This window comes from Microbacterium sp. SORGH_AS_0888 (assembly GCF_030818905.1).
Taxonomy (GTDB): Bacteria; Actinomycetota; Actinomycetes; order Actinomycetales; family Microbacteriaceae; genus Microbacterium.
The window spans coordinates 1,654,623-1,679,013 of the sequence record NZ_JAUTAZ010000001.1; the positions used below are offsets into that span (position 1 = coordinate 1,654,623).

Consider the following 24,391-nt stretch of genomic DNA (forward strand, 5'->3'; position numbering starts at 1 on the left):
GCCTAGTGGGCCGCGTGTTGCGCCGATGTTTCCCCGCCCGCGCGGGCTGCGCCCCGCTCGGTGAGCCGCTCGACGATCCGATGGCACGTGGCGACCGGCAGCCCGGCGCGACGTGCGATGTCCGAGAGCGGCTGACGTGCGCGGCCGCCTGGAACGTGCCGAGCTCGAGGAACGCACGATCCATGAGCGACCCGGCGTTCTCGTCCATCCCTCGATCCTCCCGGCCCCCGCGTCTCGAGCCCGCGACGCGGGGTTCTCGGCGGGGACAAGGGGTTCGGGGTTAGCATCGGGCCGTGCGACGCGAAGCGACGGGACGAGCGGCGGCCGCCGGCGTCGCCGCGACCGTGTTCGGCGTCGGCATCGGGGAGCTGGCCGGTGCGCTCGTGGGCACGAGCCCGATCGCCGCCGTCGGCTCAGCCGCGATCGACCTCGCCCCGGCCTGGGCCAAGGATGCCGCGATCGCCCTGTTCGGCACGGGCGACAAGGCCGCGCTCCTCACGGGCGTCGTGCTGGTGCTGCTGGCGGTCGCCGCGGGCCTCGGGACGCTCGAGCGTCGGCTGCCGCCGTGGGGACGCACGGTCCTCGTGCTGCTCGGGATGCTGGGCGTCGCCGCCTCCGTCTCCCGCGCGGACGCGACGGCGCTGTCCTGGCTGCCCGCGGCGGCCGCCGCCACCGCCGCGGTGCTCGTCCTCCCCCTGCTCCTGCGCCGATCGACGGCTCCCGGCGTTCCGCACCGTCCGGCGCCGGCGAGCCCGGATGCTGCCGGGACCGCCGCATCCGTCGCGACCCCCGTCCCGCGGCCCGCTCCCAGCCGACGCGCCTTCCTCGTGTGGACCGGCGCCGCGGCCGGCGTCGGCGTGCTCGCGACCCTCGGGTCCACCGCGCTGCGCGCGGGCGGCCGCGCCGTCGCCGCCGCGCGCGCGGCGATCACGCTGCCGAGGGCCACGAGGACCGTGTCCGTCCCCGCGGGCGCCGAGCTCGGCATCCCCGGCCTGTCCCCGGCGATCACCCCCAACGCCGACTTCTACCGGATCGACACCGCCCTCGTCGTCCCGCAGATCGATCCCGCCGCATGGCGACTGCGCATCCACGGTCTCGTCGAGAACGAGGTCACGCTCACGTGGGACGAGCTGCTCGCCCTGCCCCTCGCCGAGAGCGCGACGACGCTCACGTGCGTGTCGAACGAGGTCGGCGGGGACCTCATCGGCACCGCGATCTGGCTCGGGCACCCGATCCGCGAGCTGCTCGCACGAGCGGTTCCCCGCGACGGCGCGGACATGGTGCTCTCGACCTCGCAGGACGGCTTCACGGCCGGCACCCCGCTCGACGCCCTCACCGACCCGGGGCGCGAGGCGATCCTCGCCGTCGGGATGAACGGCGAGCCGCTGCCGCTCGAGCACGGCTTCCCGGTGCGCATGGTCGTCCCCGGCCTCTACGGCTACGTCTCGGCGACCAAGTGGGTGACCGACCTCGAGGTCACGCGCTTCGCGGACGCGACCGCCTACTGGACGACACGCGGCTGGTCCGAGCGCGGCCCGATCAAGCTCGCGTCGCGTATCGACGTGCCCCGCGGCGGCGCGTCGATCGATCCAGGCGACGCCGTCATCGCCGGCGTCGCCTGGCAGCAGCACACCGGGGTCCGGGGCGTGGAGGTGCAGGTCGACGGCGGCGCATGGCAACCGGCGACGCTTGCTGCGCCGATCTCGGGCGACACGTGGGTGCAGTGGTCGCTGCCGTGGGCCGCGACATCCGGGAGCCACACGATCCGCTGCCGGGCGACGAGCACGACGGGCGAGACCCAGACCGCCGCGCTCGCCCCGCCGGCGCCCGACGGTGCGACGGGGTGGGACGAGGTCAGCGTGACGGTGCGCTGAGCGCCCCCTCGAACAGCAGGCGCTCGAGCCGATCGCACAGCTCGTGGAACCGCGGCGACGTCAGCGTGCCCACGTCCCGCGGTCGGGGCAGGTCGATCGGCACGACGGCGACGATCCGGCCCGGACGCGCGCTCATGACCGCGACGCTGTCCGAGAGCAGGACGGCCTCCCGGATGCTGTGCGTGACCATGAGCGTCGTGGCACGCGACATCATCCAGATGCGCTGGAGCTCGAGGTTCAGCCGCTGACGCGTCATGTCGTCGAGCGCGCCGAACGGCTCGTCGAGAAGCAGCAGCCGCGGGTCGCCGACGAGCGCTCGCGCGACCGCGACGCGCTGGCGCATCCCGCCGGAGAGGTGTGCCGGCGTGGTCTGCTCGAAGCCCCGCAGCCCCACCAGCTCGATCAGCTCGGCGGCGCGCGCGGGAGGGAACGGCGCGCGCGCCACGGTGCGCGGGAGCCGGATGTTCTTCAGCACCGTCCGCCAGGGCAGCAGCGCCGGGTCCTGGAACGCGACACCGAGACGGTGGCTGCGGCGCAGGGCCGCCGGCGAGGCCCCGTCGACCGTCACGGTGCCGGAGGTCGGCACGTCGAGGTCGGCAAGGATCCTCAGGATCGTGCTCTTGCCGCAGCCCGAAGGACCGAGCAGCGAGACGAACGAGCCCGCGGGCGAGCGGAGGTCGACGCCGTCGATCGCCGTGACGACGGTGCGCCCGGACGTGAACTGTTTGGTGAGGCCGGAGATCTCGATTCCGTCGGCCATGTGCGGGCCCTTCCGTCGCAGGGGCGAACTGCTCCCGGGATCGGCCACACCCGATCCCGGGAGCAGCCGCGTCAGTTGATCATGTCGAGGATCTTGGTCGTGAACAGCTGGTCGGCCGTCACCGAGATCCCCAGCATCCCGATCGTCTTGATGTTGGCCGCCATCGCGTCCTTCGTCAGCGCCAAGGGCGTGGTCACGTCGGGCGTGAGGATGAGGTCCTTCATCGCCTTGGCCTCGAGCACCTGCTGGTCCAGGTCGAGCCCCTGGTCCTTGCCGTACTTCTGCACCGTGAGCTCTGCGGCCTTCTGCGGGTCGTCCATGAGGGCCTGGTAGCCCTGGCGCGTGGCCTTCAGGAACGCCGCGAGGGCCTCCGGGTTCTTCTCGATCGTCTCGTTCGTGGCGACGAACACGTCGGCGAGGACGTCGTAGCCGTGGTCCGCGAAGAGCATGACATGGGTCTTGAAGCCCTTCTTCTCCAGCTGGGTCGGCTCGTTGATCGAGAACACGACCTGGCCGTCGACCTCGCCGTTGGCCACGGGAGCGGGGTCGTACTGCACCGGCACGACGGTGACCTGCGAGGGGTCGATGCCGTTGATCTTGAGGAGCAGGTCGAACGCGGTCTGGTTGCCCGCGGCCACGCCGATGCGCTTGCCGATCATGTCCTGCGGGGTGTTGATGGGCTTGTCGGCCAGGCTGAGGATGCAGAACGGGTTCTTCTGGAAGGCCGCGCCGAAGATCTTCAGGTCGGCGCCCTCGGAGATCGCCTTGGCGATCGTGTCGGCGTTGGAGGATCCCACCAGCGCCTTCCCGGACGCCACGACCGTGTCGGAGGTCACGTTGGGTCCGCCGGGCTGCCACGAGAAGTCGACGCCGTTGGCGGCGTACATCCCCTCATCGTCGGCCAGCCAGTTGGCTCCCCACTCGACGGTGGGCAGCCACCCCAGCTGGTACGAGACCGGCGTCGCGCCGGCAGAGGTGGCGTCGCTCGACGCCGAGGGGCTGGCGCAGCCGACGAGCGCGATCGCCGTGGCGGCGACGACGGCGATCGTGGCGGCCAGACGGCGCCCGCGGCGCCGGGAGGGGGTGCTGCTAGGGTCTGACATTGCGTGTCTCCTTGAGTGGTGGACTGTTGTGATAGGTGGTGCATCTCTTGCGACGGAGCCGCAAGCCGTAGGCATCAGTGGCCGAGATGTCGTTGAACCGCGCTCTCGGCCACTGTGGCGACGCCGTACAGGAGGAAAGCCGCCGCGGTGACGGCCGCGACGGCCGCCCACACGAAGGCGAACTGCGCATCCGCTGCGGCTCGGAGCATGTCCGAGCCCAGCCCCGTGCCCGTGGCCAGCCACTCGGCCAGGAGGGCGCCGAGCATGGCGGTCGGCGCGGCGGTCCGCGCGGCGGAGAAGATGGCCGGCACGCTCGCCGGGATCATGACCAGGCGCACCTCCTTCCACCGGGAACCGCCGCCGACGCGCACGAGGTCCAGTCCGGACGACGGCGTGCGCGCGAGCGCGCCGGAGACGATGACGAGCGTGGGAAAGAGCGCGACCAGGCCTGCGATGAAGAGCACGACGGCGACGCCCCGCCCGAAGATCAGCACGAACAGCGGGGTGAGGGCGACGAGCGGAACGGCCCGCATCGAGACAGTGAGGGGCGTCACGAGCGACCGCACGGTCGGGCTCACCGTCATCAGCACGGCCAGCGCGAGTGCCACGAGCGTCCCGGCGACGAAGCCGAGCAGCGTGTCGAACAGCGTGACCCCGAGTCCGGACAGCAGCCGCTGCAGGTGAGCGGGCGCATCGGCATCCGTGACGAGGTAGCGGAACACGTCCGCCGGCCCCTTCATGAAGTACGCGCTCAACCCCGATCCGGAGACGACCGCCTGCCAGAGCGCGAGGATCACCGCGACGCTCAGCACGAACGATCCGGTTCCCAGGACCAGCCGACGCGGCCAGGAACCCCGCGCCCCGCCGACGGGAAGGCTCACGAGGGCGCCGTGTCGCATCCACGGCACGAGGAGGCGCTCGGCGAGCGCGGTGGCGGCGTAGAAGAGCCCCGCGAGCAGCGCCGTGTACAGCGCGAGACCCCACGTGCGAGTGATGTCGAGGCTCTGCGAGCTGTAGACCATCGCGATCCCGAGTCCGGCTCGGGCTCCGAGGTACTCGCCGATCACCGCGCCGAGAACGCATGCCGGCGCGGCGATGCGCAGGCCGGAGAAGACGGAGGGCAGGGCCGCCTTCATCCGGACGAGGGCGAGCTGCCACACCGCGCCCCCGCCCGCGGCGCGCACGACGTCGAGGCTCGCGGCGTCGGCCGATCGGAATCCGAGCAGGATCGCGATGAGCGTCGTGAAGAACACTCCCTGCGCCGAGACGACGACCTGTGCCCACCCCTCGGGCAGCACGGCGATGAGGATCGGGGCGATCGCCACGAGCGGCAGGCAGTAGAGCGCGACGAACAGGCGGAAGAACAGGGCTTCCAGCGGTCGGATCAGCAGGAAGAGCACGGCGCCGCCGACGGCGACGAGGTTGCCGAAGAACCAGCCGAGGGATGCCTCCCAGCCGGTCTGGATGAGGTGGGGCCACACGAACGGCACGTCGGCGACGGCTCGTGCCACGATCGCGGTCGGCGGCGGCACGGCATAGGAGTCCGCGAGCACCGTGACGGCGGCGAGCTGCCAGAGCAGCAGGAATCCCGCGATCCCGGCGACGGGGAGGACGACCGGCCGCAGGCGTGCACGCAGCGCCCACGCCCACCCGGCCGCCGCCGCCGCCGCCGCCGAGGCGGTCATCGCTCGGCTCCCGCCGCCGCGGCACGAGCATCGCGGAGGAGATCCGCGGCCCGCCCTGCGGCATCGTCCGAGACGACGATCGGCACGCCGGTGAACGTCCGGGCGCGGGTCGCGTCGATGCCCATCCTCGAGGTCGTGCCCTCCGCCGACGAGGACGGGTCGAGCGGGCTCCCCGGCAGGCCGTCGACGATGAGCACGTCCTGCGCGGGCTGGACATGGACGGCCATGGCCCACAGCACCGCAGCGTCGTCCGTGACGTCGATGTCGGCGTCGACCGCGATCACGGTCTTCAGATACGGATCCCAGCCGAGGAGCCCGAGCATGATCTGGCGGGCTTCGCCCTGCCGTCGCTGGTCGATCGCGACGTACGCGTGGAAGTGCGTCCCCGAGTTCGGGTAGTGCACGCGGCGCACCTGCGGGAACCGCGCCCGGAGCTTGTCGACCATCTCCGACTCCCGGGGCAACCGCGCGAGCGTCAGGTGCTCCGCGGAGCGGCCGCCCGTGACGCTCACCAGGATCGGATCGGGCCGGGTCATGACGGCCTCGACCGTCATGACGTTGTGGGTCGAACGGTCCGAGCTGTAACCGCTGAACTCGCCGAACGGGCCCTCCGGCGCCCGTGCGGCCGGGTCGATGCAGCCCTCGATCACGATCTCCGCGCTCCGCGGCACCTCCAGCCCGTGCCGCGGGGTCCGCACCACCTCGAGCGGTGCGCCGAACAGCCCACCGGCGACGTGCCGCTCGTCCACGTCCGCCGGGACCCGTGCGGAGGCGGCGAGCATGAAGAGCGGGTGCGCTCCCACGACCATGGCCACCGGCATCCGCTCGCCACGACGCTCGTAGGCGGCGAGGATGCGCCACAGGTCGCCGCGCGAGTGCAGGCTGAGCGCGAGCTCGCGAGCGCCCGCGGGCGTCGCGCGGTGGTAGCTGAGGTTTCCGACGCCGGTGTCGGGGTCCACGGCGAGCACGACGCCGCTCGTGATGTAGGGGCCGAGGTCGGAGGCGAAGTGCCGCAGGAGCGGCAGGGCGGCGAGGTCCACGTCCTCGGTCACGCGGTGATCGGATGTCGACGCCGCCGCGAGCGGGAGCGGGCGCGCGCTGCGTGCCGCGTACTCGGCGTGCAGCCGGTCGAGCGGCACGCCGAGCATCCGCGCGATGCGCTCCCGCGAGGCGAAGAGGTTCGTCACGACCGGCACGTCCGCCCCGGCACCGACGAGGCCGGGGGCGGTGACGACCGGCCATCGGCCCTCCGCGCTCAGCAGATCGACGACCGCCGTGAGGTCCTGGTCGGCGTTCACCGGTCGCGGGAGCGAGAGCACGTCGTCGCCGTGCTCGTCGGCGTACGCGCGCAGCCAGACGCGGAGGTCCTGCGGGAGGGCGGTCACGGGGCGGTCTCCTTCTCCTCGGGGCGCGGACGCGACGCACCGTCCCACGGCGTGTACAGCTCGTGCGCGATGCCGAACTGCTCGAGGATGCGGCCCGTGGTCTGATCGATGACGTCGGCCAGCGTGCGGGGACGCTGGTAGAAGGCGGGCACGGGCGGCATGACGGTGGCCCCCGCCTCGGTCACGGCGGTCATGTTGCGCAGGTGGATGAGGCTCAGCGGCGTCTCGCGGACCGCGAGGACCAGGCGCCGGCGCTCCTTGAGCGACACGTCGGCGGCACGGGAGACGAGATCGCCGCCGATGCCGGCCGCGACAAGTCCCAGCGTCTTCATGGAGCACGGCACGATCACCATGCCGAGCGTCGCGAACGATCCGGACGAGATGGGCGCGGCCAGATCGTCCGGATGGTGGACGACATCCGCGCGACTGCTGAATGCGGCGACGGTCGTGTCGAGCTCGAGCGCCAGGGTGCGCCGCGCACCGTGCGAGACGACCAGATGCGTCTCGATCTCGTCGCGGTCGCGGAGGACCTCGAGCAGCCGGTCGGCGTAGTGCGGGGCGCTCGCACCCGTCACCGCGATGACGAGCCGGCCGGTCGCGCTCATCGTGCCGCTCCTTCCGACACCGGGGTCCAGGTGCTCTTCAGCACCGAGAACGCCTCGAACGCCTCGACGCCGCCGACGACGCCCGTGCCGCTGTCGCGGCGCGGCGCGAACGGGATCGCCGCGTCGAAGCGGGAGACGGCGTTGATCCACACGACACCGGCCCGCAGCCCGCGCGCGACACGGGCGGCGCGGCCCTCGTCCGCGGTCCACACGCTCGAGGCGAGCCCGTAGCGCGTGTCGTTGGCGAGGGCGAGGGCGTCCTCCTCCGTGTCGAACACGTCGAGGAGGGTCACCGGGCCGAAGATCTCCTGGGTCCACGCCTCGTGGTCGCGCGGGACGCCGCGGAGCACGGTCGGACGCAGGAAGGCGTGTCCGGAGACGACCCCGCCCGCCAGCACCTCGGCACCGGCGGCGACCGCCCGCTCCACCGCGCCGGCGACGCGGTCGCGATGCTCGGCCGAGACGAGCGGTCCGCAGGAGGTCAGGGCATCGAACCCGTCGCCGACCGCGATGCGCTCCGCACCGGCGGCGAGCGCCTCGGCGACCTCGTCGAAAACGGGTCGCGCCACGAGGATGCGGGTGGCCGCCATGCAGTTCTGCCCCTGGTTGCCGAAGGCGCCCAGGAGCGCGCCCGACACGGCGGCGTCCAGGTCCGCATCCGCGAACACGACGAAGGGCGCCTTGCCGCCGAGCTCGAGGATCGTCCGCGCGCGCGAGGTCTGCCGGATGGACGCGGCCGTGTCCGGGGACCCGGTGAACACGATCAGATCGACGTCGGGGTGGGCGGCGAGCGCGGCCCCGGCGTCGGCGCCCGTTCCGGTGACGACGTTCACGACCCCGGCCGGGAGGATCGCGGCGACGAGGCGAGCGAGCAGCAGCGCGGACAGGGGCGTCAGCTCCGCGGGCTTGACGACGACCGCGTTGCCCGCCGCGAGGGCCGGTGCGAGCGCCCGGACGATCATGAGCGTCGGATAGTTCCACGGGGGTGATGAGCCCGACGACCCCCGCGGGCTCCCGCGACACGGTCGCCGTCGACGCTCCGGCCGCGTCGGTCAGGGTGCGGTCGCCGAGCGTGCGCGCGACGGCGGCCTGGTGGCGCAGATGCGCGACCGACTGGACGAGGTCCACCGAGCGGGCGAGACGGAACGGCTTGCCGCCGTCGAGGGTGTCGAGGGCCGCGAGATCGTCGGCGTGCGCGTCGACGGCCTCCGCCAGCTGGTCGAGCAGCCGCGCGCGCTCGTGCCTCGGCGTCGCGCCCCAGCGGGGCTGCGCGGCGCGAGCGGCTGCCACCGCCGCGTCGACGTCGCGCGCGGAGGCCGCTCCCAGGCTGCGCACGACGCTCCCGGTCGACGGGTCGACATCCACGATGACAGCGCCGCCCGTGGCCGGCTCCCATTCGCCGCCGATGAGAAGCCGGTCGGGCAGGCTCGCGGCCAGCGCGAGGGCATGCGATCTCATGAGACGGCCCTCCGCGCGGTCAGCGCCGCGCCGATCGCCGCGAGCTCCTGTCCTCCCCGGGCATGCACCGGAACCGCCGCGCCGGCGTCGATCGCGGCGCGGATGCGCGCGGACCGCGCACCGCCGCCGGTCAGCACGAGCGCGTCGACCGGGGCCGCGTCCACGACACGGGCGACCGAGCGGAGCGCGCCCTCCGCGACCGCACGCAGGACGCCCGCGGCCAGCTCCGCGCGCGTGAAGTCGGAGCCGATGCCGGTCAGCGATCCGCGGATGTCGGTGCCCCACGCATCCATGGCCGGCGGCCGGATCTCGGCGGCGGAGGCCGCGTCGGTGTGCGTCGCGATCTCGTCCATGCTCTCCGCCGGGACGCCGACCAGCCGCGCAGCCCAGTCGACGCTGGCCATTCCGGTGCCGTCGCCGGTCTCGAGGATGCGGATGCCGCCCGGGAGGACCTCCAGGGTGCACATCATCGCGACCTGATCGGGATCGGCGATGCGCGCGCTGACGACGGTCGAGGTGCCGAGGCTCACGAGCCCCGGCGCATCGCTGTCGAGCGAGGTGTCCTCGGTCACGGCCAGGAAGGCGGACGGCCCGTCGCCCGGCGCGGCGACGACCGGGATGCCCTCGGGCAGAGGGCGCTGTGCGAGGACCTCGCCCACGACCGACCCGAGCGGCCGCAGCGGGGCGAGCGTGGCGAGGTCGATGTCGAGCTCGCCCAGGAGCCCCCGCTCGTAGCACTGGCCCGAGCGGTCGAGGACCCCCAGCCGGAGGGCGGCGCCCGCGGAGCAGCCGAAGCGCCCCGTCAGCCACCACGCCAGCGCGTCCTGCAGGCCGAGCCATTGCGCGGCCCGCCCGCGCATCCCGATCAGCTTCGGCAGCCCGGACAGCGGGAACGCGGGGCAGCCGGTCCGATCCGCGAGGGACTCGCCGTAGCGCGCATACAGCTCACGGGCGGCGGGGGTGCTCGGCCCGTCGAGATCGGGCAGCACCGGGGTGCACGGCTGCCCGTCGGAGCCGAAGCCGACGACGCTTCCCCGCACCCCCGTCACGGCGACAGCGCGGGCCTGGCCCCGCACCTCCTCGGGCAACGACGCCAGCGCCCGTGCGGCGGCGTGCGTGTAGGCCGCGAGCGGGCGCCGTGCCGGAGGGGGATCGCCCTCGTAGTCGGCACGGGCGGTCGCCGCCACCACACCACGGCGCAGCGCGACGGCGCGCACGCCGTGCGAGCCGACGTCGAGGCCGATGACGGTGGGGCTTGCGGGATACATGTCGTTCCTGGGAGAGATCAGGCGGGGATGTCGACGGCGGTCTTGAGCACGCCCGGGTCCTGCACGGCGCGGAAGGCGTCGTCGACCCGGGCGAGCGGGACGTGGGGCCGGCGGATGAGGTCGACTCCGACGCGTCCGGTGCGCAGGACCCTGACCGCCTCGGCCGCGTGGCGCCGGTCGAAACCGACCACCCCGATGAGGGACTGCCGCCGGTAGTGCAGGCGGTTGCTGTCGATCGCCGCCTCGACCCCCCGCGGTCCGGAGGAGAAGACCACGGCACGCCCGCCGGGGGCGAGCGCCGCGAGCGCCAGCCGGATGGCGGGCACGTGTCCCCCTCCGCCCGCGGTGACGAACACGACGTCGGCCGTGTCGAACCGGTCCGGGTGCACGGCCCGCACGCCGAGTCCGGCCGCGACCTCGCGACGGTCGTCGCGAAGGTCGACGCCGACCACCTCGACGCCGTCGGCACGCAGGGCCTCGATGTGCAGCAGGCCCATCGGGCCGAGCCCGATGACGGCGGCCCGCTCCCCGGCCACGATGCGGGCCGCCTCGATGCCGTGCATGACATCGGCGAGCGGCTCCACGAGCGATCCTGCCGCGTAGTCGAGGTCAGCGGGAAGCGGGATGCAGGAGGTCGCCGGGACGATCACGTGCTCGGCGAAGCCGCCGCCGATGCCGTCCCTCACCGCGAGGCGGGCGCACGCGACAGGGTCGCCGGCGGCGGCGCCGATGCCGAGGAGCCCGGAGCAGAACTGCGACCTGCCCGCGACGCACTCCTCGCACCGGCCGCACCGCAGCACGGGGTCCACGGCGACACGGTCCCCCGCCCTCAGATCCGCGACATCCGCGGCGACGTCGATGATCTCGCCCGCGAACTCGTGCCCGAGCGGAACGCTCAGCCCTCCCAGCCGGTCGGCGAGGTCACGGTCGTCCCACTTCTTGACATCCGTCGGGCAGAGGTTCGCGGCGCGCACGGCGATGCGCACCTGACCGGAGAGGAGCGGGCGGTCCTCCCGCTCCACGGGCGCCATCCGCCGGTAGCCGACGAGCTCCATCGAGACGTAGGTCATGCGCCGGCTCGAGCCATCAGGAGCTCGCGCGCCCGCGCGGCGTCACGGCCGAGCACGACGGCCCGGAGCGCGTCGATCATGGGGGCGGGCTCGGCGCGCGCCCAGACGTTGCGGCCGACGACCACGCCCGCCGCGCCCGCGCCGATCCACGCGTCGACGAGCTCGATGAACTCCTCGGATGTGGGCGGGGTCGCCGCCCAGCACGAAGACCGGGCCGACGGATCGCTCCACGATCTCGCCCAGGACCCGGGTCTCTCGCGGCGCGTGGATCTTGATCATGTCGGCGCCCAGCTCCCAGGCCTGCCGGGCCGAGTGGGCGATCACCGTGTCGTCGTGGACCGCGTTCTCGCCCCACAGCGCGGGCTCGACCATGACGGGAAGACCCACCTCGTGAGCCTCCTCGCAGGCCGCCGCGACCAGCTCGAACGTGTCCGCGAAGTCGTAGGCGGAGCCGGGCCCGATGGGCACGAGGACCTTGGCCGCCGTGGCGCCGTACGCGAGCGCACCGCGCGCCGAGAGGACACGGCGGTGGCCGCGGACCACGCCGTGGCCGCCGGGCACGTCGCTGAACACCGGCGCATCCAGCGCGGTGATCATCGCGGGCGCTCCCGGATGGGCGAAACGCGGGCCGGCCGCACGGGAGACGCCCGGGCCGAGCAGCACGCCCTGCACGGCGCTCGCGGTGAGGAGGTCGAGCACGGCGGGCAGGTGCTCGCCCCCGCGCGGCGCACCGCCTCCCCCGTGGTCGAAGGCGAGCATGACGCTGCGTCCCGTCTCGGCATCGAGAAGCTGGTTGGTGCGCACGGCGCAACCGTTCATACGTTCCTCCACATGGAAACGGTGGGCTGGTGTCGGTCGGACCGGATCCACGTCTCCGCGACGTCGAGGACCACATCGCGCGGACCGAACGTGATCTGGACGAAGTTGAGAACGGGGTCGCCGGGGCTCAGGTCGAGGAGGCCCGCGACATCGTCGTCCGCGCGGAGCGCCCGGAACGTGCGCTCCGCGCGGAGCAGCTCGGCGTGGTAGTCCTCCTCGAGCACGGTGTAGAGGGGCCGGGACGTGAGGTCCTTCTCCTCGATGCCGGGGAAGGCCCGGAGGGGAACCGCGTTGGAGAGCACGGCGACCGGGGCGCCGTCGACGGAGCGCGCACGTCGCACGATGAGAGCCGGCTCGCCGTCGATGCCGTGCTCGATGCCGTCCTCCACGACCCGTCGCGACAGCTCGCGCGTCTCGAACGCCAGACCGGCCCGCGACATCCGTTCGCCCAACGACTCCATGCGATGGGCCAGCGGGGAGCTCTGCCGCTTGGCGACGAACGTGCCGAGCCCGTGCCGCTGCACGAGGTAGCCGGAGTCGCACAGCTCCTTGATCGCACGCCGGAGCGTGCCCCGTGCGACGCCGAGCTCGGCGGCCAGCTCCGTCTCGGCGAGCAGCTTCTGGCCGGACGCCCACAGGCCGGACTCGATGCGCTTGGTCATCTCGTCGGCGATGCGCTCCCAGAGCGCGGCGTCACCGGGGGGCAAACCCTGCAGCGCGAGCGATGATCTCGTGGTCATGCCGGCGAAGCTAGCAGGACGTCTATAGAGGTCTAGTCCCGTCTCGACGGATACTGGCGCGATGAAATCCCTGATCAGAAATCGTTTATCCGCTCATGCAGGCGAAGTGCGTCATTCGATCGTGCTCAAGAAATAACACGCCAGAAACACGCACCGTCGAGCTCACCTCGTGAGCGGAGAGGGGGAGCCGTGTGCCGGATGCGGCGGCTCAGCCGGCGAGCACGACCCGCAGCTGCTCGATCGCCCAGTCGAGCTCGGTCGCGCGAACCACGAGCGGCGGCGCCATCCGGATGGTCTGGCCGTGCGTGTCCTTGACGAGCACGCCGCGGCCGAGCAGCCGCTCGGCGACCTCGCGCCCGGTGCCCACGGCGGGGTCGATGTCGACGCCGGCCCACAGGCCGGCCACGCGCACCGCCGTGACGCCGTGTCCGACGAGCTCGCCGAGGCGCTGCTCGAGGTGCACGCCGAGCGCACGCGCGCGCTCCTGGAACTCGCCCGTCGAGAGCATCTCGACGACACGATGGCCGACGGCCGCGGCGAGGGGGTTGCCGCCGAACGTCGAGCCGTGCTCCCCCGCGCGGATGACGCCCAGCACGTCGCGGTCGGCGACGACGGCGGACACCGGCAGGATGCCGCCGCCCAGGGCCTTGCCGAGCACGTACACGTCCGGCACGACACCCTCGCGATCGCACGCGAAGGTGTGGCCGGTGCGGCCGAGACCGGACTGGATCTCGTCCGCGATGAACAGCACGTTCCGCGCGGCGGTGACCTCACGCACCCGTCGCAGATACCCCTCGGCGGGCACGACGACCCCGGCCTCGCCCTGGATCGGCTCGATCAGCACGGCCGCCGTGTTCTCATCGATCGCGGCCGCGAGCGCGTCCGCGTCGCCGAAGGGGACGTGCACGAAACCCGGCGCGAAGGGGCCGAAGTCCTCGCGCGCGGCGGGATCGTCGCTGAAGCCGACGATCGTCGTGGTGCGGCCGTGGAAGTTGCCGTCGGCGACCACGATGGTGGCGGCGTCGGCGGGCACGCCCTTGACGCGGTAGGCCCAGGCCCGAGCGGTCTTGATCGCCGTCTCGACGGCCTCCGCGCCGGTGTTCATCGGCAGCACGAGGTCCTTGCCGCAGAGGGCGGCGAGCGCGTCGGCGAACAGCCCGAGCTGGTCGTTGTGGTACGCGCGGCTCGTGAGGGTCAGCCGCCCCAGCTGCTCCTGCGCGACCGAGACGATCGCGGGATGCCGGTGCCCGAAGTTGAGGGCCGAGTACGCCGAGAGCAGGTCGAGGTAGCGCTTGCCCTCGACATCCGTGACCCACGAGCCCTCACCGCGGGCGATCACGACCGGCAGGGGTCGGTAGTTCTGGGCGAGATGCCCCTCCTCCGCCGAGATGATGCCGATGGTGGCGGTGTCGATGTGCGGGGTCGTCACGGGTTCTGCCTTCCGATGCGCAGTTCCAGCGTGCAGCATTTGATGCCGCCGCCGCCGAGCAGGAGCTCGGAGAGGTCGAGGGGGACGGGGTGGTAGCCCCGCTCGTGCAGCTGCGCGGCGAAGCCGTGCGCACGCGGCGAGACGAAGACGTCGAGCCCGTCGCTGGCGGCGTTGAGCCCGAAGGCGTCGCCGTCGGCGTCTGCGACCCGGATCGCGTCCGGGAACCGCTCGGCGAGGATCCCCTGGCTGCGCGCGTCGAAGGCGCCCGGGAGGTAGGCGATCGTGGCACGCTCGACCCCGCCGGGCCCTTCGACCGGATCGAGCACGGCCAGCGCCGTGTCGAGGTGGTAGAAGCGGGGGTCGACGAGGGTGAGCGAGACGACCTCGCGCCCGAAGACCTCCGCGACCTCCCGGTGCGAGTCCCCGGTCGAGCGGAATCCGGTGCCGGCGAGGATGGCGTCGCCCACGAGGAGGAAGTCGCCCTCGCCCTCGTTCGTCTGCGTCGGGACGACGGTCTCGAAGCCGTGCGCGGCGAACCAGTCCAGGAACGGCTGCTCCTCGCCCGCGCGCTCCGGGAAGCGGAAGCGCGGCCCGTAGGCGACGCCGTCGATCGTGAAACCGCCGTTCGCGGTGTAGACCATGTCGGGAAGGCCCGGCACGGGGTCGATGAGGTGGACCTCGTGTCCGGCCGCGACGTAGGCGTCGTAGAGGGTCTGCCACTGCCGCACGGCCTTGGCCGTGTCGGTCGGCGTCGCCGGCTCCATCCAGGGATTGATCGAATAACTGACCGTGAAATGGTCCGGCCGGCACATGAGGTAGGTGCGGTGCTGGCGGACGCGCGCAGTCGAGGTGGACATTCCTGCTCCTTCGGGACGACGGCGGACGCTGTCCTCGAGGCCCGACGGCCCTTCGACCCGCGGATCCCGCGGGGAAGGGGCGATTCGGACACGCCGGTCCTATTCTGTCACGCGGAAGCCCGCGACCGATGCCGGGCCGTTCAGCCGGCGGCCCCCGCCCACCGGGCGAGCAGGGAGCGCACGGTGTCCTCCATCCATCGCCGGTACTCGCTCGGGCTCCAGCCGGAGCGGAGGACGAGGAAGTCGTGGGCCTCGGGACCGACCACGAGGTTCAGCTCGTCGCCCGCGCGCGGCACGTCGTCCGGCCGGAGCAGCCCGCGCCCGGCGAGCCACTCGGCGGCCTGTCGCAGGTCGCGGCGGCGGCGCGCCTCGAGGTCGGCGACCGCCTCGGCGGCGGCGGCGTCCATCTCGCTCGCGGTCAGCATCGCGCGCGACAGACCGGCGGTGCGGGCGTTCGCGGCGGCCACGTAGTCGAGCCAGCCCGCGAGGACGTCGTCGAGGCTCTCCCGCGCCATGATCTCGACGAGCGCGGGCCGGTCGGCGAGGCTGTGGCGCCCCTCGTCGCCGGCGAAGGAGACCTCGAACGCCGCGATGAGGAGCGCGGCCTTGGGCCCGGCGAGATGCACCGACTGCACCGAGACACCGGCCCGGTCGGCGATGGCCTTCATGGTCGTGGCGGCGTAGCCGTCACGGGCGAAGAGCGCTCCGGCCGCCTCGACGATCCGTCGGCGGGTGCGTGCGGCCTCCGCGTCCCGGAGGGGGGAGGAGTAGCGGCGCGGTGACACGCGGGCGACCTTCTTTCTGCGAGGCGACGACGTCTTGGCGTCCCCGCACAAATATGATTAGATCTGAACTCTAATCAATATGCCCGGAGGCCACCATGGCAACCTACCTGCTCGCTTCGAGCCCCATCCACGGGCACGTCGGGCCCGTCCTCCAGGTCGCTGCGGCACTGCGCGAGCGCGGGCACGCGGTGACGATGCTGACGGGCACCCGCTTCCGCGAGCAGGTCGAGAGCCGCGACGTGCGCTTCGCGCCGCTCACCGGTCGCGCGGACTTCGACGACCGCGATCCCGACAGCGCGATCCCGGATCGGGAGAAGCACTCCGGCATCCGGCGCGCCCAGTACGAGATCAGGACGCTGTTCATCGAGACGGTCCCGGACCAGTTCCGCGCCCTGCGCGCGCTCGTCGACGGGCTCGCCCCCGATGCCGTGCTCGTCGACAACGCGTTCGGCGGGGCGATCGCGCTCACCCGCTCGGCTCGCCCCCGCCCGGCGGTCGCCGCCCTCGGCGTCATGCCGCTCAGCCAGGTCGACACCGGGATCGCGCCGCACGGCATGGGGCTGCCCTTCGCCCGCGGCCCGCTCGACCGGCTCCGCTATCGCGGGATGTCGTTCGTCGCCGGCGCGATCCTGTTCCGCGAGCTCCAGCGCGCGGCCGAGGCACGATACGGGGAGACGGGCTTCACGCTCGACTTCCCCGTCATGGAGATCCCGCGCGAGTACGACGTCTACTTCCAGTGCGGTCCCCGCGGACTCGACTACCCCCGGCGCCACCTGTCGCCGAACGTCCGATACATCGGCGTCATCCCGCAGGACGCGTCCGCCGGCGAGCGGCCGGCGTGGTGGGACGACCTGGAGGGCTCGCGCCCGATCGTGCACGTCACACAGGGCACGATCGACAACCTCGACTTCGGCCGGCTGGTGCGCCCGACGCTCGCGGCGCTCGCGGACGAGCCGGTGCTCGTGGTCGCCTCGGCCGGCGGGCGTCCCGTGTCGGAGATCGGGCCGCTGCCGGCGAACGCGCGCGCAGCGTCCTATCTGCGATACGACGAGCTGCTTCCGCTCACCTCGGTCTTCGTGACCAACGCCGGGTTCGGCGGCGTGCAGGCCGCTCTGGCGCACGGCGTCCCGCAGGTGCTCGCGGGGGTCACGGAGGACAAGCCCGAGGTCACGACCCGCGTGGCCTGGGCGGGTGCCGGCGTCGACCTGCGCACCGGGACGCCGAGCCCGGACGCCGTCCGCGCCGCCGTGCGGCGGGTCCTCGCCGAGCCCTCGTTCCGGGCGGCGGCCGAGCGGCTGCGCGCCGAGATCGACACCCACGACGCGGTCGACGAGATCGAGCGCGGGCTGGCGGACGCGACGGCCGTCACCGGGGGGTCCTCGCGCGGCTTCTGACGAGGTCGGAGGCGGCGCCGGTCCCCTTTTCCGCCCTGCGGACACCCGTGGGCCCTGGGCGTCACACGGGAGGCGTACGATGGGGCGTCCGCTCGTTGCGGAAAGTCAACCATCCATCGACACGCAGAGAGTGCTCATGTCTGACGCTGCAGCGACCTCCCGGCATCCGAACCAGCCGGTCATGACCCACCGCGCCATTCTGCTCGTGATCTTCGGGCTCATGGCCGGGATGTTCCTCTCGGCGCTCGACCAGACGATCGTCGGAACCGCCATCCGCACGATCGGCGACGACCTGAACGGTCTGAGCCTGCAGGCCTGGGTGACGACGGCCTACCTGATCGTGTCGACCATCTCGACCCCGATCTACGGCAAGCTCTCCGACATCTTCGGCCGGCGTCCGCTGTTCATCTTCGCGATCGTCGTGTTCATCCTCGGCTCGATCCTGGCGAGCTTCTCCCAGTCGATGGTCGAGCTCGCGGCCTTCCGCGCGGTCCAGGGTCTCGGCGCGGGCGGCCTCATGTCGATGCCGCTCGCGATCATGGGCGACATCCTCGCCCCCCGCGAGCGCGCCAAGTACCAGGGGTACTTCCTCGCGGTCTTCGGCATCTCGAGCGTGATCGGCCCGCTCGTGGGCGGTCTGTTCGCCGGCGCGAACCAGATCCTGTGGATCGCGGGCTGGCGCTGGGTGTTCCTCATCAACGTCCCCATCGGCATCATCGCCCTGATCGTGGTGCTGCTGTTCCTGCACGTCCCCCGGCATCCCCGCGAGTCCGTGCGCATCGACTGGTGGGGCGCGACGTTCGTGATCGTCTCGCTCGTGCCGCTGCTGCTCGTGGCCGAGCAGGGGCGCGAGTGGGGGTGGGCGTCCGCCATCTCGATCGCCTGCTACGTCGTCGGCGCGGTCGGCATCGTCGCGTTCATCCTCGTGGAGCGGGCGATGCGCGACGACGCGCTGATCCCGCTCACGCTCTTCCGCTCGTCGACCTTCTCCATGGCGACCCTCATCGGCGTGCTCGTCGGCTTCGGCATGTTCGGCGCGATGCTGACGATCCCCCTCTACCTGCAGCTCGTGCTGGGCTCGACCCCGACCCAGAGCGGCTTCGAGATGCTGCCGATGATCGCCGGCCTCATGATCGCCTCGATCGCCAGCGGCCAGATCATCGCCCGCACCGGCCGCTATCGGATGTTCCCGATCCTCGGCACCCTGTTCATGTCGGGCGGCTACCTGCTCCTCACGTTCCTGCGGTACGACAGCTCGTACTGGTTCCTGGCGGGCGCCATGCTCCTGCTCGGCCTCGGCCTCGGCCAGCTCATGCAGACCCTCACGATCGCGAGCCAGAACTCGGTCGGCGTCCGCGACATGGGCGTCGCCACGAGCGCGTCGACCTTCTTCCGCCAGATCGGCGGCACGCTCGGCACCGCGGTCCTGCTCTCGCTGCTGTTCACGCTCGTGCCCAGCGGCGTCCAGAACGCCTTCGGCGACCGGCCGACGCTGACCGCGGCACTGGATGCCGCACTCGACCCGACCGTGGTGACCGCCCCCGCCAACGCCGGGATCATGTCGAGCATCTACGCCCCGATGGTGTCGAGCATCACGACCGCGGCGACGCAGAACGCGCAGTCGGCGGTCGACCAGGCGAAGGAGGCCGCGACCGCGGCCGTCGCCTCACAGGTCGCCGCGGGCCAGATCCCCGCGTCGGCGCAGGCCGCGGTGACCGAGCAGGCCGTCGCGAAGGCGGTGGCCGCGGCATCCACGGCGCTGACCGAGAAGCTGCCGGTCGCCACCGTCGCGAGCGACGGCACGGTCTCGCTCGACTTCTCGGATGCGACGGCGCGCGCAGCCTTCGTCGACTCCGTCGTGCCGGAGTTCGAGGACAAGCTCGCTCAGGGCACCGGCGGGGGCTCGTTCGACTCGAGCGCGATGAACGACACGTCGTTCCTCAACGGCGCGGACCCGCGTCTGACCAAGCCGGTCCTCGTCGGCTTCAACGACTCGACGATCGTGGTCTACCGGGTCGCGCTCGGCGTCGTGCTGCTCGCCTTCCTGCTCTCGCTGTTCTTCCGCACGCCGCCGCTGCGCGCCAAGTCCGCACTGCAGGAGGCGGCCGACGACGCGGCGGCCATGTCGGCCCAGGCCGCGGCGGCGGAGGCCGGCGCCATGGTCGCGCCCGACACCGGTCCCGTCCGCACGGGTGCCGCGCTGACGCGCCGCGAGCTGCGCGAACGCGGCGAATGACCGATCGTGTCCCCGCCCGTCGAGGCGGGGACACGCGGTCAGATGACCTCCGCGCTCCAGGGGTCGGGAGTGCCGAAGCGGTGCGCCGTGATCGAGATCGCCTGCTCCCGGAGGAACGTCAGCAGCTCCAGACGCCCGGCCGTCGTCACGGGATCGTCGTGGACGGCGAGATCCGGGTCGCCGCCGACGGCGGCGGCGAGCTCCCGCGCGAGCCCGCGATCCGGGCCCACGAGGCGCGCACGCGCGGGACGTGAGGCGCCCGCATCCCCGCTCATCCGCTCCAGCCACTCCTCGTCGGACTCCACCGAGACCGCGACGCCCGCCTCCCCGAGCGCGCGGCGGACTCCGCCGGGCAGGCCCTCCGCGGCCGACAGCAGGAACCGCGACCCCGCGCGGATGCCGGCGATCACGACGCGCAGCACCTCCTGCAGCGGCGCACCCGCCACTGCGCGGACCGCGACCTCGGCCGGCCGGTAGCGGAAGAGGTTGCGCTCGAGACGCAGGCGGGAGACGTCCTTGACCTGCCCGAACTCACGGTCCCACTCGACCGCGTCGGAGAGCGCGGCGCGCCGCAGCCACTCGAAGGCCTCGTACCCGAGCGAGGGCTGCGCCGCCTCGATGATCGCCGTGATGCGCGAGTCGAGCCCCCGCAGGTGCAGCGTCGGGGACGGCGCGCCGGTCGTGGTCGGCCGCCACGAGCCGAGGCGGACGAGGTAGTTCGGCCCGCCGGCCTTCGCGCCCGCGCCGACGGCGGAGCGCTTCCAGCCCCCGAACGGGTGGCGCTGCACGATCGCTCCCGTCGTCCCGCGGTTGACGTACAGGTTGCCGGCCTCGACGCGGTCGAGCCAGACGCGGAGCTCCGCCGGGCTCTGGGTGTGAAGGCCCGCCGTGAGGCCGTACTCGACGGCGTTCTGCAGGTCGATCGCCTCGGAGAGGGTCGCGGCATGCATGATGCCGAGCACCGGGCCGAAGAACTCCTCACGGTGGAAGCGGGACCCCGGCTGCACGCCCGTGCGGATGCCGGGTGTCCACAGCCGGCCCGCATACTCGGGCGGGGCGTCGAGCTCCCGCGGCGCGACGAGCCACTTCTCCCCCTCCTCGAGCTCGGTGAGGGCCCAGCGGAGCTTGCCGGCCGGCTGCTCGATCAGCGGTCCGACCTCGGCACGCGGATCGGTGGGCGGGCCGACGTGCAGCGAGGTGACGGCATCCACGAGCTGTCGGGCGAAGCGCGCCGACCGACCGACCGGCCCGACGAGGATCACGAGCGATGCGGCCGAGCACTTCTGCCCGGCGTGGGAGAACGCGCTGCGCACGAGATCGGCGACCGCGAGGTCGAGATCGGCCGACGGCGTGACGATGATCGCGTTCTTGCCGCTCGTCTCGGCCAGCAACGGCAGGTCCGGGCGCCAGGAGCGGAACCGCGCGGCGGTCTCCCACGCGCCCGTGAGGATGACGCGGTCGACACCGTCGTGCGTGATCAGACGCTGGCCGAGCGTCTCCTCGTCGAGGTCGACGAGCCGCAGCACATCGCGTGGCACGCCCGCCTCCCACAGCGCCTCGGCGATCACCGCACCGCACCGCACCGCCTGCGGTGCGGGAGAGAAGACCACTCCGGAGCCGGCGGCGAGCGCCGCCAGCACGCCGCCGGCGGGGATCGCGAGCGGGAAGTTCCACGGAGGCGCCACGACCGTCGCGCGCGCGGGCTCGAACACGGCGCCGGCGACCCGGTCCAGCTCGCGGCAGGTGGCCGCGTAGTAGTGGGCGAAGTCGACGGCCTCGCTGACCTCGGTGTCCGCCTCGGCGAACACCTTGCCGGTCTCGGACGCCGCGACCTCGATCAGCAGCCCCCGGCGCTGTTCGAGCAGTCGCCCGGCCGCCTGGAGCACGACGGCGCGGTCCGCGGCGGCGAGACTCCCCCACGTCGCCGCCGCCGCGCGCACCTCGCCGATCACCGCGTCGAGCGCCGCCTCGTCGGCGACCCGGGACGAGGAGACCGTGGCGTCCCCGGCGTCGGAGGTCTCGACGCGGGCGAGGACTCCGGCCGCCCACTCCCGGTTCTGCGGCAGCGCCGGATCCGTGTCCGCGGCGTTGCGGAAGCCGGGCGCGCCCGTCGCACGCTCGCCGGACTCGCGCGGCGCGTACACGGCGGTCTCCACCAGCTCCGCGCCGCCGAAGACGACGGCACGCAGGTCCGGCTCATCGGCCGCGGCGGCCGCGATGCCGAGCACGGCCTGCGTGAGCCCCGCGGCCTCGTCCGGCGGGGCCGCCTCGCGCAGGATGGCGGGCTCCCCGCCGCTCGCACCCCCGCGGTCCTGCGTGCGGCGCGGGGTGCGGCGCAGCGCCAGGTCGCAGCTGCGGTCGACGGAGGCGAGGAACCGCTCGCGCTCGCGCTCGCGGAGCTCGTCGTCCGCGGCCAGGTCGAAGACGGCCGAGAGGAAGTTCTCGCTCGAGGACGCCTCCTCCAGCCGCCGCACCAGATAGCCGATGGCGACGTCGAACTCCTCGGGCGCGACGACCGGCACGTACAGCCGCACCGCGCCGACCTCGGCCTGGACCGCCTGCATCTGCGCCTGCGCCATGCCGAGCAGCATCTCGAACTCGACCGCCGCCCGCAGGTCCCGCTCTCCGGCGAGGAGCCACGCGTAGGCGATGTCGTACAGGTTGTGGCCCGCGATCCCGAGGCGTACCGCCCGGGTGCGTTCGGCATCCAGTGCCCAGTCCAGGCACCGCAGGTAGTTCGCGTCGGTGTCGAGCTTCGTGTCGTAGGTCGCGGTGGGCCAGTCGTGCAGCAGCGCATCGAGGCGCTCCATCGCGAGGTTGGCCCCCTTGACCAGGCGCACCTTGATCGGGGCGCCGCCGCCCTCGACCCGCAGCCGCGCCCACGCCGTCAGCTGCTGGAGCGCGGGCAGCGCATCCGGGAGATAGGTCTGCAGCACGATGCCCGCCTCGAGTCCGGCGAGCCTCGGGTCCTCGAGCAGGCGCGTGAAGACCGCGATCGTGAGGTCGAGGTCGCGGTACTCCTCCATGTCGAGGTTGAGGAAGGTGCCGGATGCGGCGGCCTCCAGCGCGAGCGGGGTGAGACGCTCGGCGACGTCCTCGACCTCCTCGTCGAACGCCCAGGGCGCGAGCCTCCCGGCGATCGCCGAGACCTTGACCGAGACGTAGTCGACGTCGGGCCGGCTCACGAGCGCGTGGATGCCGTCGAGCCGGCGACGCGCCTCGGCGTCGCCGTGCACGGCCTCGCCGAGCAGGTTGAGGTTCAGCCGTGCGCCGGACTCGCGCAGGCGCACGATCGCGGGGCCGAGCTTGGCGGGGCGCGCGTCGATGACCAGGTGCGAGACCAGCTGACGGAGGGCCCGCCGGGCGATGGGCACGACCGGTGCCGGCAGCACCGGCGCGAGCGCCCCGCCGGCGCGGACGGCCTGCCGCAGATGCCACGGCAGGAAGCCGGGCGCGAGCGGGGCGATACGGCTCAGCTGCGCCGCCGCCGCCGTCAGGCTCTCGGGCCGGAGGACGCCGTCGACGAACCCCACCGTGAAGGGGAGGCCGTCGGGGTCGTGGAGCACCCCCGCGAGGCGCTGCGCGGACGGGTCCGCCGCGACGTCCGCGGCCTGGGCGATCCATCGTTCCGCGAGCTGGACGGCCCGGTCGACGAGAGGGGGATCCACGTGCGCGTCGACCATGGAACCACCCTACGACCGGGGGTGCCCGAGACCGCGGAGCCCGCGCGTCAGTCCCACATGCTGGGGGCGGGAGCCTTGCTCGACGGCAGCGCGACGTCGCTCGCCCATCGCGTCATCCACTCGGCCGGCGCCGGCACGGCATCCCGGTCCACCCCGAGAGCGTCGAACAGCTCGCTCATCCGCACGACCCCTCCGGCGCGTCTGACGAAGCGGCCTCGGACGAACAGCTGTGCGTAGATCTCCCCGCCGACGACCGCCCGGTGCTCGAGGTAGACGGCGCGGTCGTCGGCGGCGATGACCCGCGACTCGACCGTGAACCGCTGCCACAGGTGCAGCGACCTGCGGAAGCTGATGGTCTCGTTCGCCACGACGGGGTACCAGCCGTGCTCGTCCATGACGTGCCACACGCCCGTGCGCATGAGCAGGTCGAAGCGGCCCAGGTCGAACAGCGACAGATAGCGGCCGTTGTTCATGTGGCGCACGAGGTCGAGATCGGTCGGCAGGGTCGTCAGCCGCACCCGCCCGACCGTGAAGGGATCGATGGGCCCGTCGCGGCGGTAGCGCCGCCGCGCCTTCCACAGCACCAGGAGGGTGCGCCAGAGGACGTTCACGGGCAAGGACGTTAGCGACATCCGCGCGCGAAGTCGGATTCGTTTGTCGATACACCACAGTCAGCGTCCGCATCCGCCGTCGATTTCGCCAGGTCACGTCGCCCGCGTAGAGTCTGGCCATGAACCCCGAAACGACCACTGACGTCATCGTCCGGCCCGTCCGCGACGTGGATGCCGAGGCCCTCGGTCGTGTCCACGCGCAGTGCTGGCACGAGACCTACGATCACCTGATCAGCAAGGCCGCCCTCGAGCGGGTCTCAGCGCGGAGACTGGCCGAGCTCTGGACGCACTGGGCCGCGCAGGGCCCCGAGTTCCGCATGAGCGCGGCGCTCGTCGATGGCGAGATCGTGGGCTTCGTCGGCTCCGGCCCCGCCCGCGACCGCGATGCGCCCCGCCCCCGTGAGCTCTACTTCATCTACCTGCTCGACGCCTTCCACGGCACGGGCCTCGGCCAGAAGCTGTTCGATGCCGCGGTGGACGCGGGCGAGCCGCTGTATCTGTGGGTCGCGGAGGACAACCCCCGCGCGCACCGCTTCTACACGCGCAACGGCTTCACGCTCGACGGCGCGACGCACACCGAGCCCTTCCTCGGCGAGACGCTGACCGAGGTCCGCTTCACCCGCTGACCC

At 72.9% G+C, this 24,391-nt stretch carries 19 protein-coding genes and 2 pseudogenes; 4 read left to right on the forward strand and 17 right to left on the reverse strand.

Annotated elements, in window-relative coordinates; genetic code table 11:
* Positions 1 to 2: 2 nt before the first annotated feature.
* A complete protein-coding gene (locus tag QE381_RS17840) occupies positions 3 to 287 on the reverse strand; it encodes a helix-turn-helix domain-containing protein (protein WP_373426925.1) in 285 nt (94 codons plus the stop codon).
* A 6-nt stretch (positions 288 to 293) separates the two neighbouring features.
* Between QE381_RS17840 and QE381_RS08065 the strand changes: the two genes are divergently transcribed.
* Entirely contained in the window at positions 294 to 1,874 is a 1,581-nt protein-coding gene (locus tag QE381_RS08065) for a molybdopterin-dependent oxidoreductase (RefSeq protein WP_307217090.1), read from the forward strand.
* On the opposite strand, the gene QE381_RS08070 is transcribed toward QE381_RS08065, so the two are convergent.
* The 14 genes and pseudogenes from QE381_RS08070 to QE381_RS08130 form a co-directional block, all read right to left on the reverse strand.
* Positions 1,855 to 2,634: an ABC transporter ATP-binding protein gene (locus QE381_RS08070; RefSeq protein ID WP_307217092.1), complete on the reverse strand. Its 780-nt coding sequence runs from the start codon at positions 2,632 to 2,634 to the stop codon at positions 1,855 to 1,857. The genes QE381_RS08065 and QE381_RS08070 overlap by 20 nt on opposite strands.
* A gap of 71 nt (positions 2,635 to 2,705) precedes the next feature.
* Positions 2,706 to 3,737, reverse strand: coding sequence for an ABC transporter substrate-binding protein (locus tag QE381_RS08075; RefSeq protein WP_307217094.1), 1,032 nt, complete (start codon positions 3,735 to 3,737; stop codon positions 2,706 to 2,708).
* 74 nt (positions 3,738 to 3,811) lie between these two features.
* Positions 3,812 to 5,422: an ABC transporter permease gene (locus QE381_RS08080; RefSeq protein WP_307217096.1), complete on the reverse strand. Its 1,611-nt coding sequence runs from the start codon at positions 5,420 to 5,422 to the stop codon at positions 3,812 to 3,814.
* Positions 5,419 to 6,807 carry a UbiD family decarboxylase gene (locus QE381_RS08085; RefSeq protein ID WP_307217098.1) on the reverse strand — a complete coding sequence of 463 codons (1,389 nt, stop codon included), beginning with the start codon at positions 6,805 to 6,807 and terminating at the stop codon, positions 5,419 to 5,421. The genes QE381_RS08080 and QE381_RS08085 overlap by 4 nt, the downstream gene beginning before the upstream one ends.
* Entirely contained in the window at positions 6,804 to 7,412 is a 609-nt protein-coding gene (locus QE381_RS08090) for a UbiX family flavin prenyltransferase (RefSeq protein WP_307217100.1), read from the reverse strand. Before QE381_RS08090 ends, QE381_RS08085 begins: the two co-directional genes overlap by 4 nt.
* Positions 7,409 to 8,380 (reverse strand): annotated as a pseudogene (locus QE381_RS08095) (aldehyde dehydrogenase); the annotation flags it as partial. The gene QE381_RS08090 and the pseudogene QE381_RS08095, both read right to left, overlap by 4 nt.
* A 25-nt stretch (positions 8,381 to 8,405) precedes the next feature.
* Positions 8,406 to 8,870 (reverse strand): annotated as a pseudogene (locus QE381_RS17845) (aldehyde dehydrogenase family protein); the annotation flags it as partial.
* The gene (locus QE381_RS08100) at positions 8,867 to 10,138 is read right to left on the reverse strand and encodes an FGGY-family carbohydrate kinase (RefSeq protein WP_307217102.1); all 1,272 of its coding nucleotides are present in this window, start codon (positions 10,136 to 10,138) and stop codon (positions 8,867 to 8,869) included. The gene QE381_RS08100 and the pseudogene QE381_RS17845, both read right to left, overlap by 4 nt.
* Positions 10,139 to 10,155: 17 nt before the next feature.
* Positions 10,156 to 11,208 carry a zinc-binding dehydrogenase gene (locus QE381_RS08105; protein WP_307217104.1) on the reverse strand — a complete coding sequence of 351 codons (1,053 nt, stop codon included), beginning with the start codon at positions 11,206 to 11,208 and terminating at the stop codon, positions 10,156 to 10,158.
* 42 nt (positions 11,209 to 11,250) lie between these two features.
* Positions 11,251 to 12,012, reverse strand: coding sequence for a hypothetical protein (locus tag QE381_RS08110; protein ID WP_307217105.1), 762 nt, complete (start codon positions 12,010 to 12,012; stop codon positions 11,251 to 11,253).
* Positions 12,013 to 12,023: 11 nt separating this feature from the next.
* Positions 12,024 to 12,767 (reverse strand): GntR family transcriptional regulator, encoded by a 744-nt coding sequence (locus tag QE381_RS08115; RefSeq protein ID WP_307217107.1) that lies wholly within the window; start codon positions 12,765 to 12,767, stop codon positions 12,024 to 12,026.
* A gap of 208 nt (positions 12,768 to 12,975) precedes the next feature.
* A complete protein-coding gene (rocD, locus tag QE381_RS08120) occupies positions 12,976 to 14,196 on the reverse strand; it encodes an ornithine--oxo-acid transaminase (protein WP_307217109.1) in 1,221 nt (406 codons plus the stop codon).
* Positions 14,193 to 15,053 carry a dimethylargininase gene (gene ddaH / locus QE381_RS08125; RefSeq protein ID WP_307217110.1) on the reverse strand — a complete coding sequence of 287 codons (861 nt, stop codon included), beginning with the start codon at positions 15,051 to 15,053 and terminating at the stop codon, positions 14,193 to 14,195. The genes rocD and ddaH overlap by 4 nt, the downstream gene beginning before the upstream one ends.
* A 140-nt stretch (positions 15,054 to 15,193) precedes the next feature.
* On the reverse strand, positions 15,194 to 15,838 hold the full coding sequence (locus QE381_RS08130; protein ID WP_307217111.1) for a TetR/AcrR family transcriptional regulator: 645 nt from the start codon (positions 15,836 to 15,838) through the stop codon (positions 15,194 to 15,196).
* Positions 15,839 to 15,933: 95 nt separating this feature from the next.
* On the opposite strand from QE381_RS08130, the gene QE381_RS08135 reads away from it, so the two are divergent.
* Positions 15,934 to 17,232, forward strand: coding sequence for a glycosyltransferase (locus QE381_RS08135; protein WP_307217113.1), 1,299 nt, complete (start codon positions 15,934 to 15,936; stop codon positions 17,230 to 17,232).
* A 136-nt stretch (positions 17,233 to 17,368) separates the two neighbouring features.
* Positions 17,369 to 19,468: an MDR family MFS transporter gene (locus QE381_RS08140; RefSeq protein WP_307217116.1), complete on the forward strand. Its 2,100-nt coding sequence runs from the start codon at positions 17,369 to 17,371 to the stop codon at positions 19,466 to 19,468.
* A 38-nt stretch (positions 19,469 to 19,506) separates the two neighbouring features.
* Here the strand turns inward: QE381_RS08140 and QE381_RS08145 are convergent, their stop codons facing one another.
* Positions 19,507 to 23,151: a bifunctional proline dehydrogenase/L-glutamate gamma-semialdehyde dehydrogenase gene (locus QE381_RS08145; RefSeq protein ID WP_307217118.1), complete on the reverse strand. Its 3,645-nt coding sequence runs from the start codon at positions 23,149 to 23,151 to the stop codon at positions 19,507 to 19,509.
* Positions 23,152 to 23,198: 47 nt separating this feature from the next.
* Positions 23,199 to 23,762: a thioesterase family protein gene (locus tag QE381_RS08150; protein ID WP_307217120.1), complete on the reverse strand. Its 564-nt coding sequence runs from the start codon at positions 23,760 to 23,762 to the stop codon at positions 23,199 to 23,201.
* 119 nt (positions 23,763 to 23,881) lie between these two features.
* Here QE381_RS08150 and QE381_RS08155 point away from each other — a divergent pair, with 119 nt between their 5' ends.
* The gene (locus QE381_RS08155; RefSeq protein ID WP_307217122.1) at positions 23,882 to 24,388 is read left to right on the forward strand and encodes a GNAT family N-acetyltransferase; all 507 of its coding nucleotides are present in this window, start codon (positions 23,882 to 23,884) and stop codon (positions 24,386 to 24,388) included.
* The last annotated feature ends 3 nt before the right edge of the window (positions 24,389 to 24,391 follow it).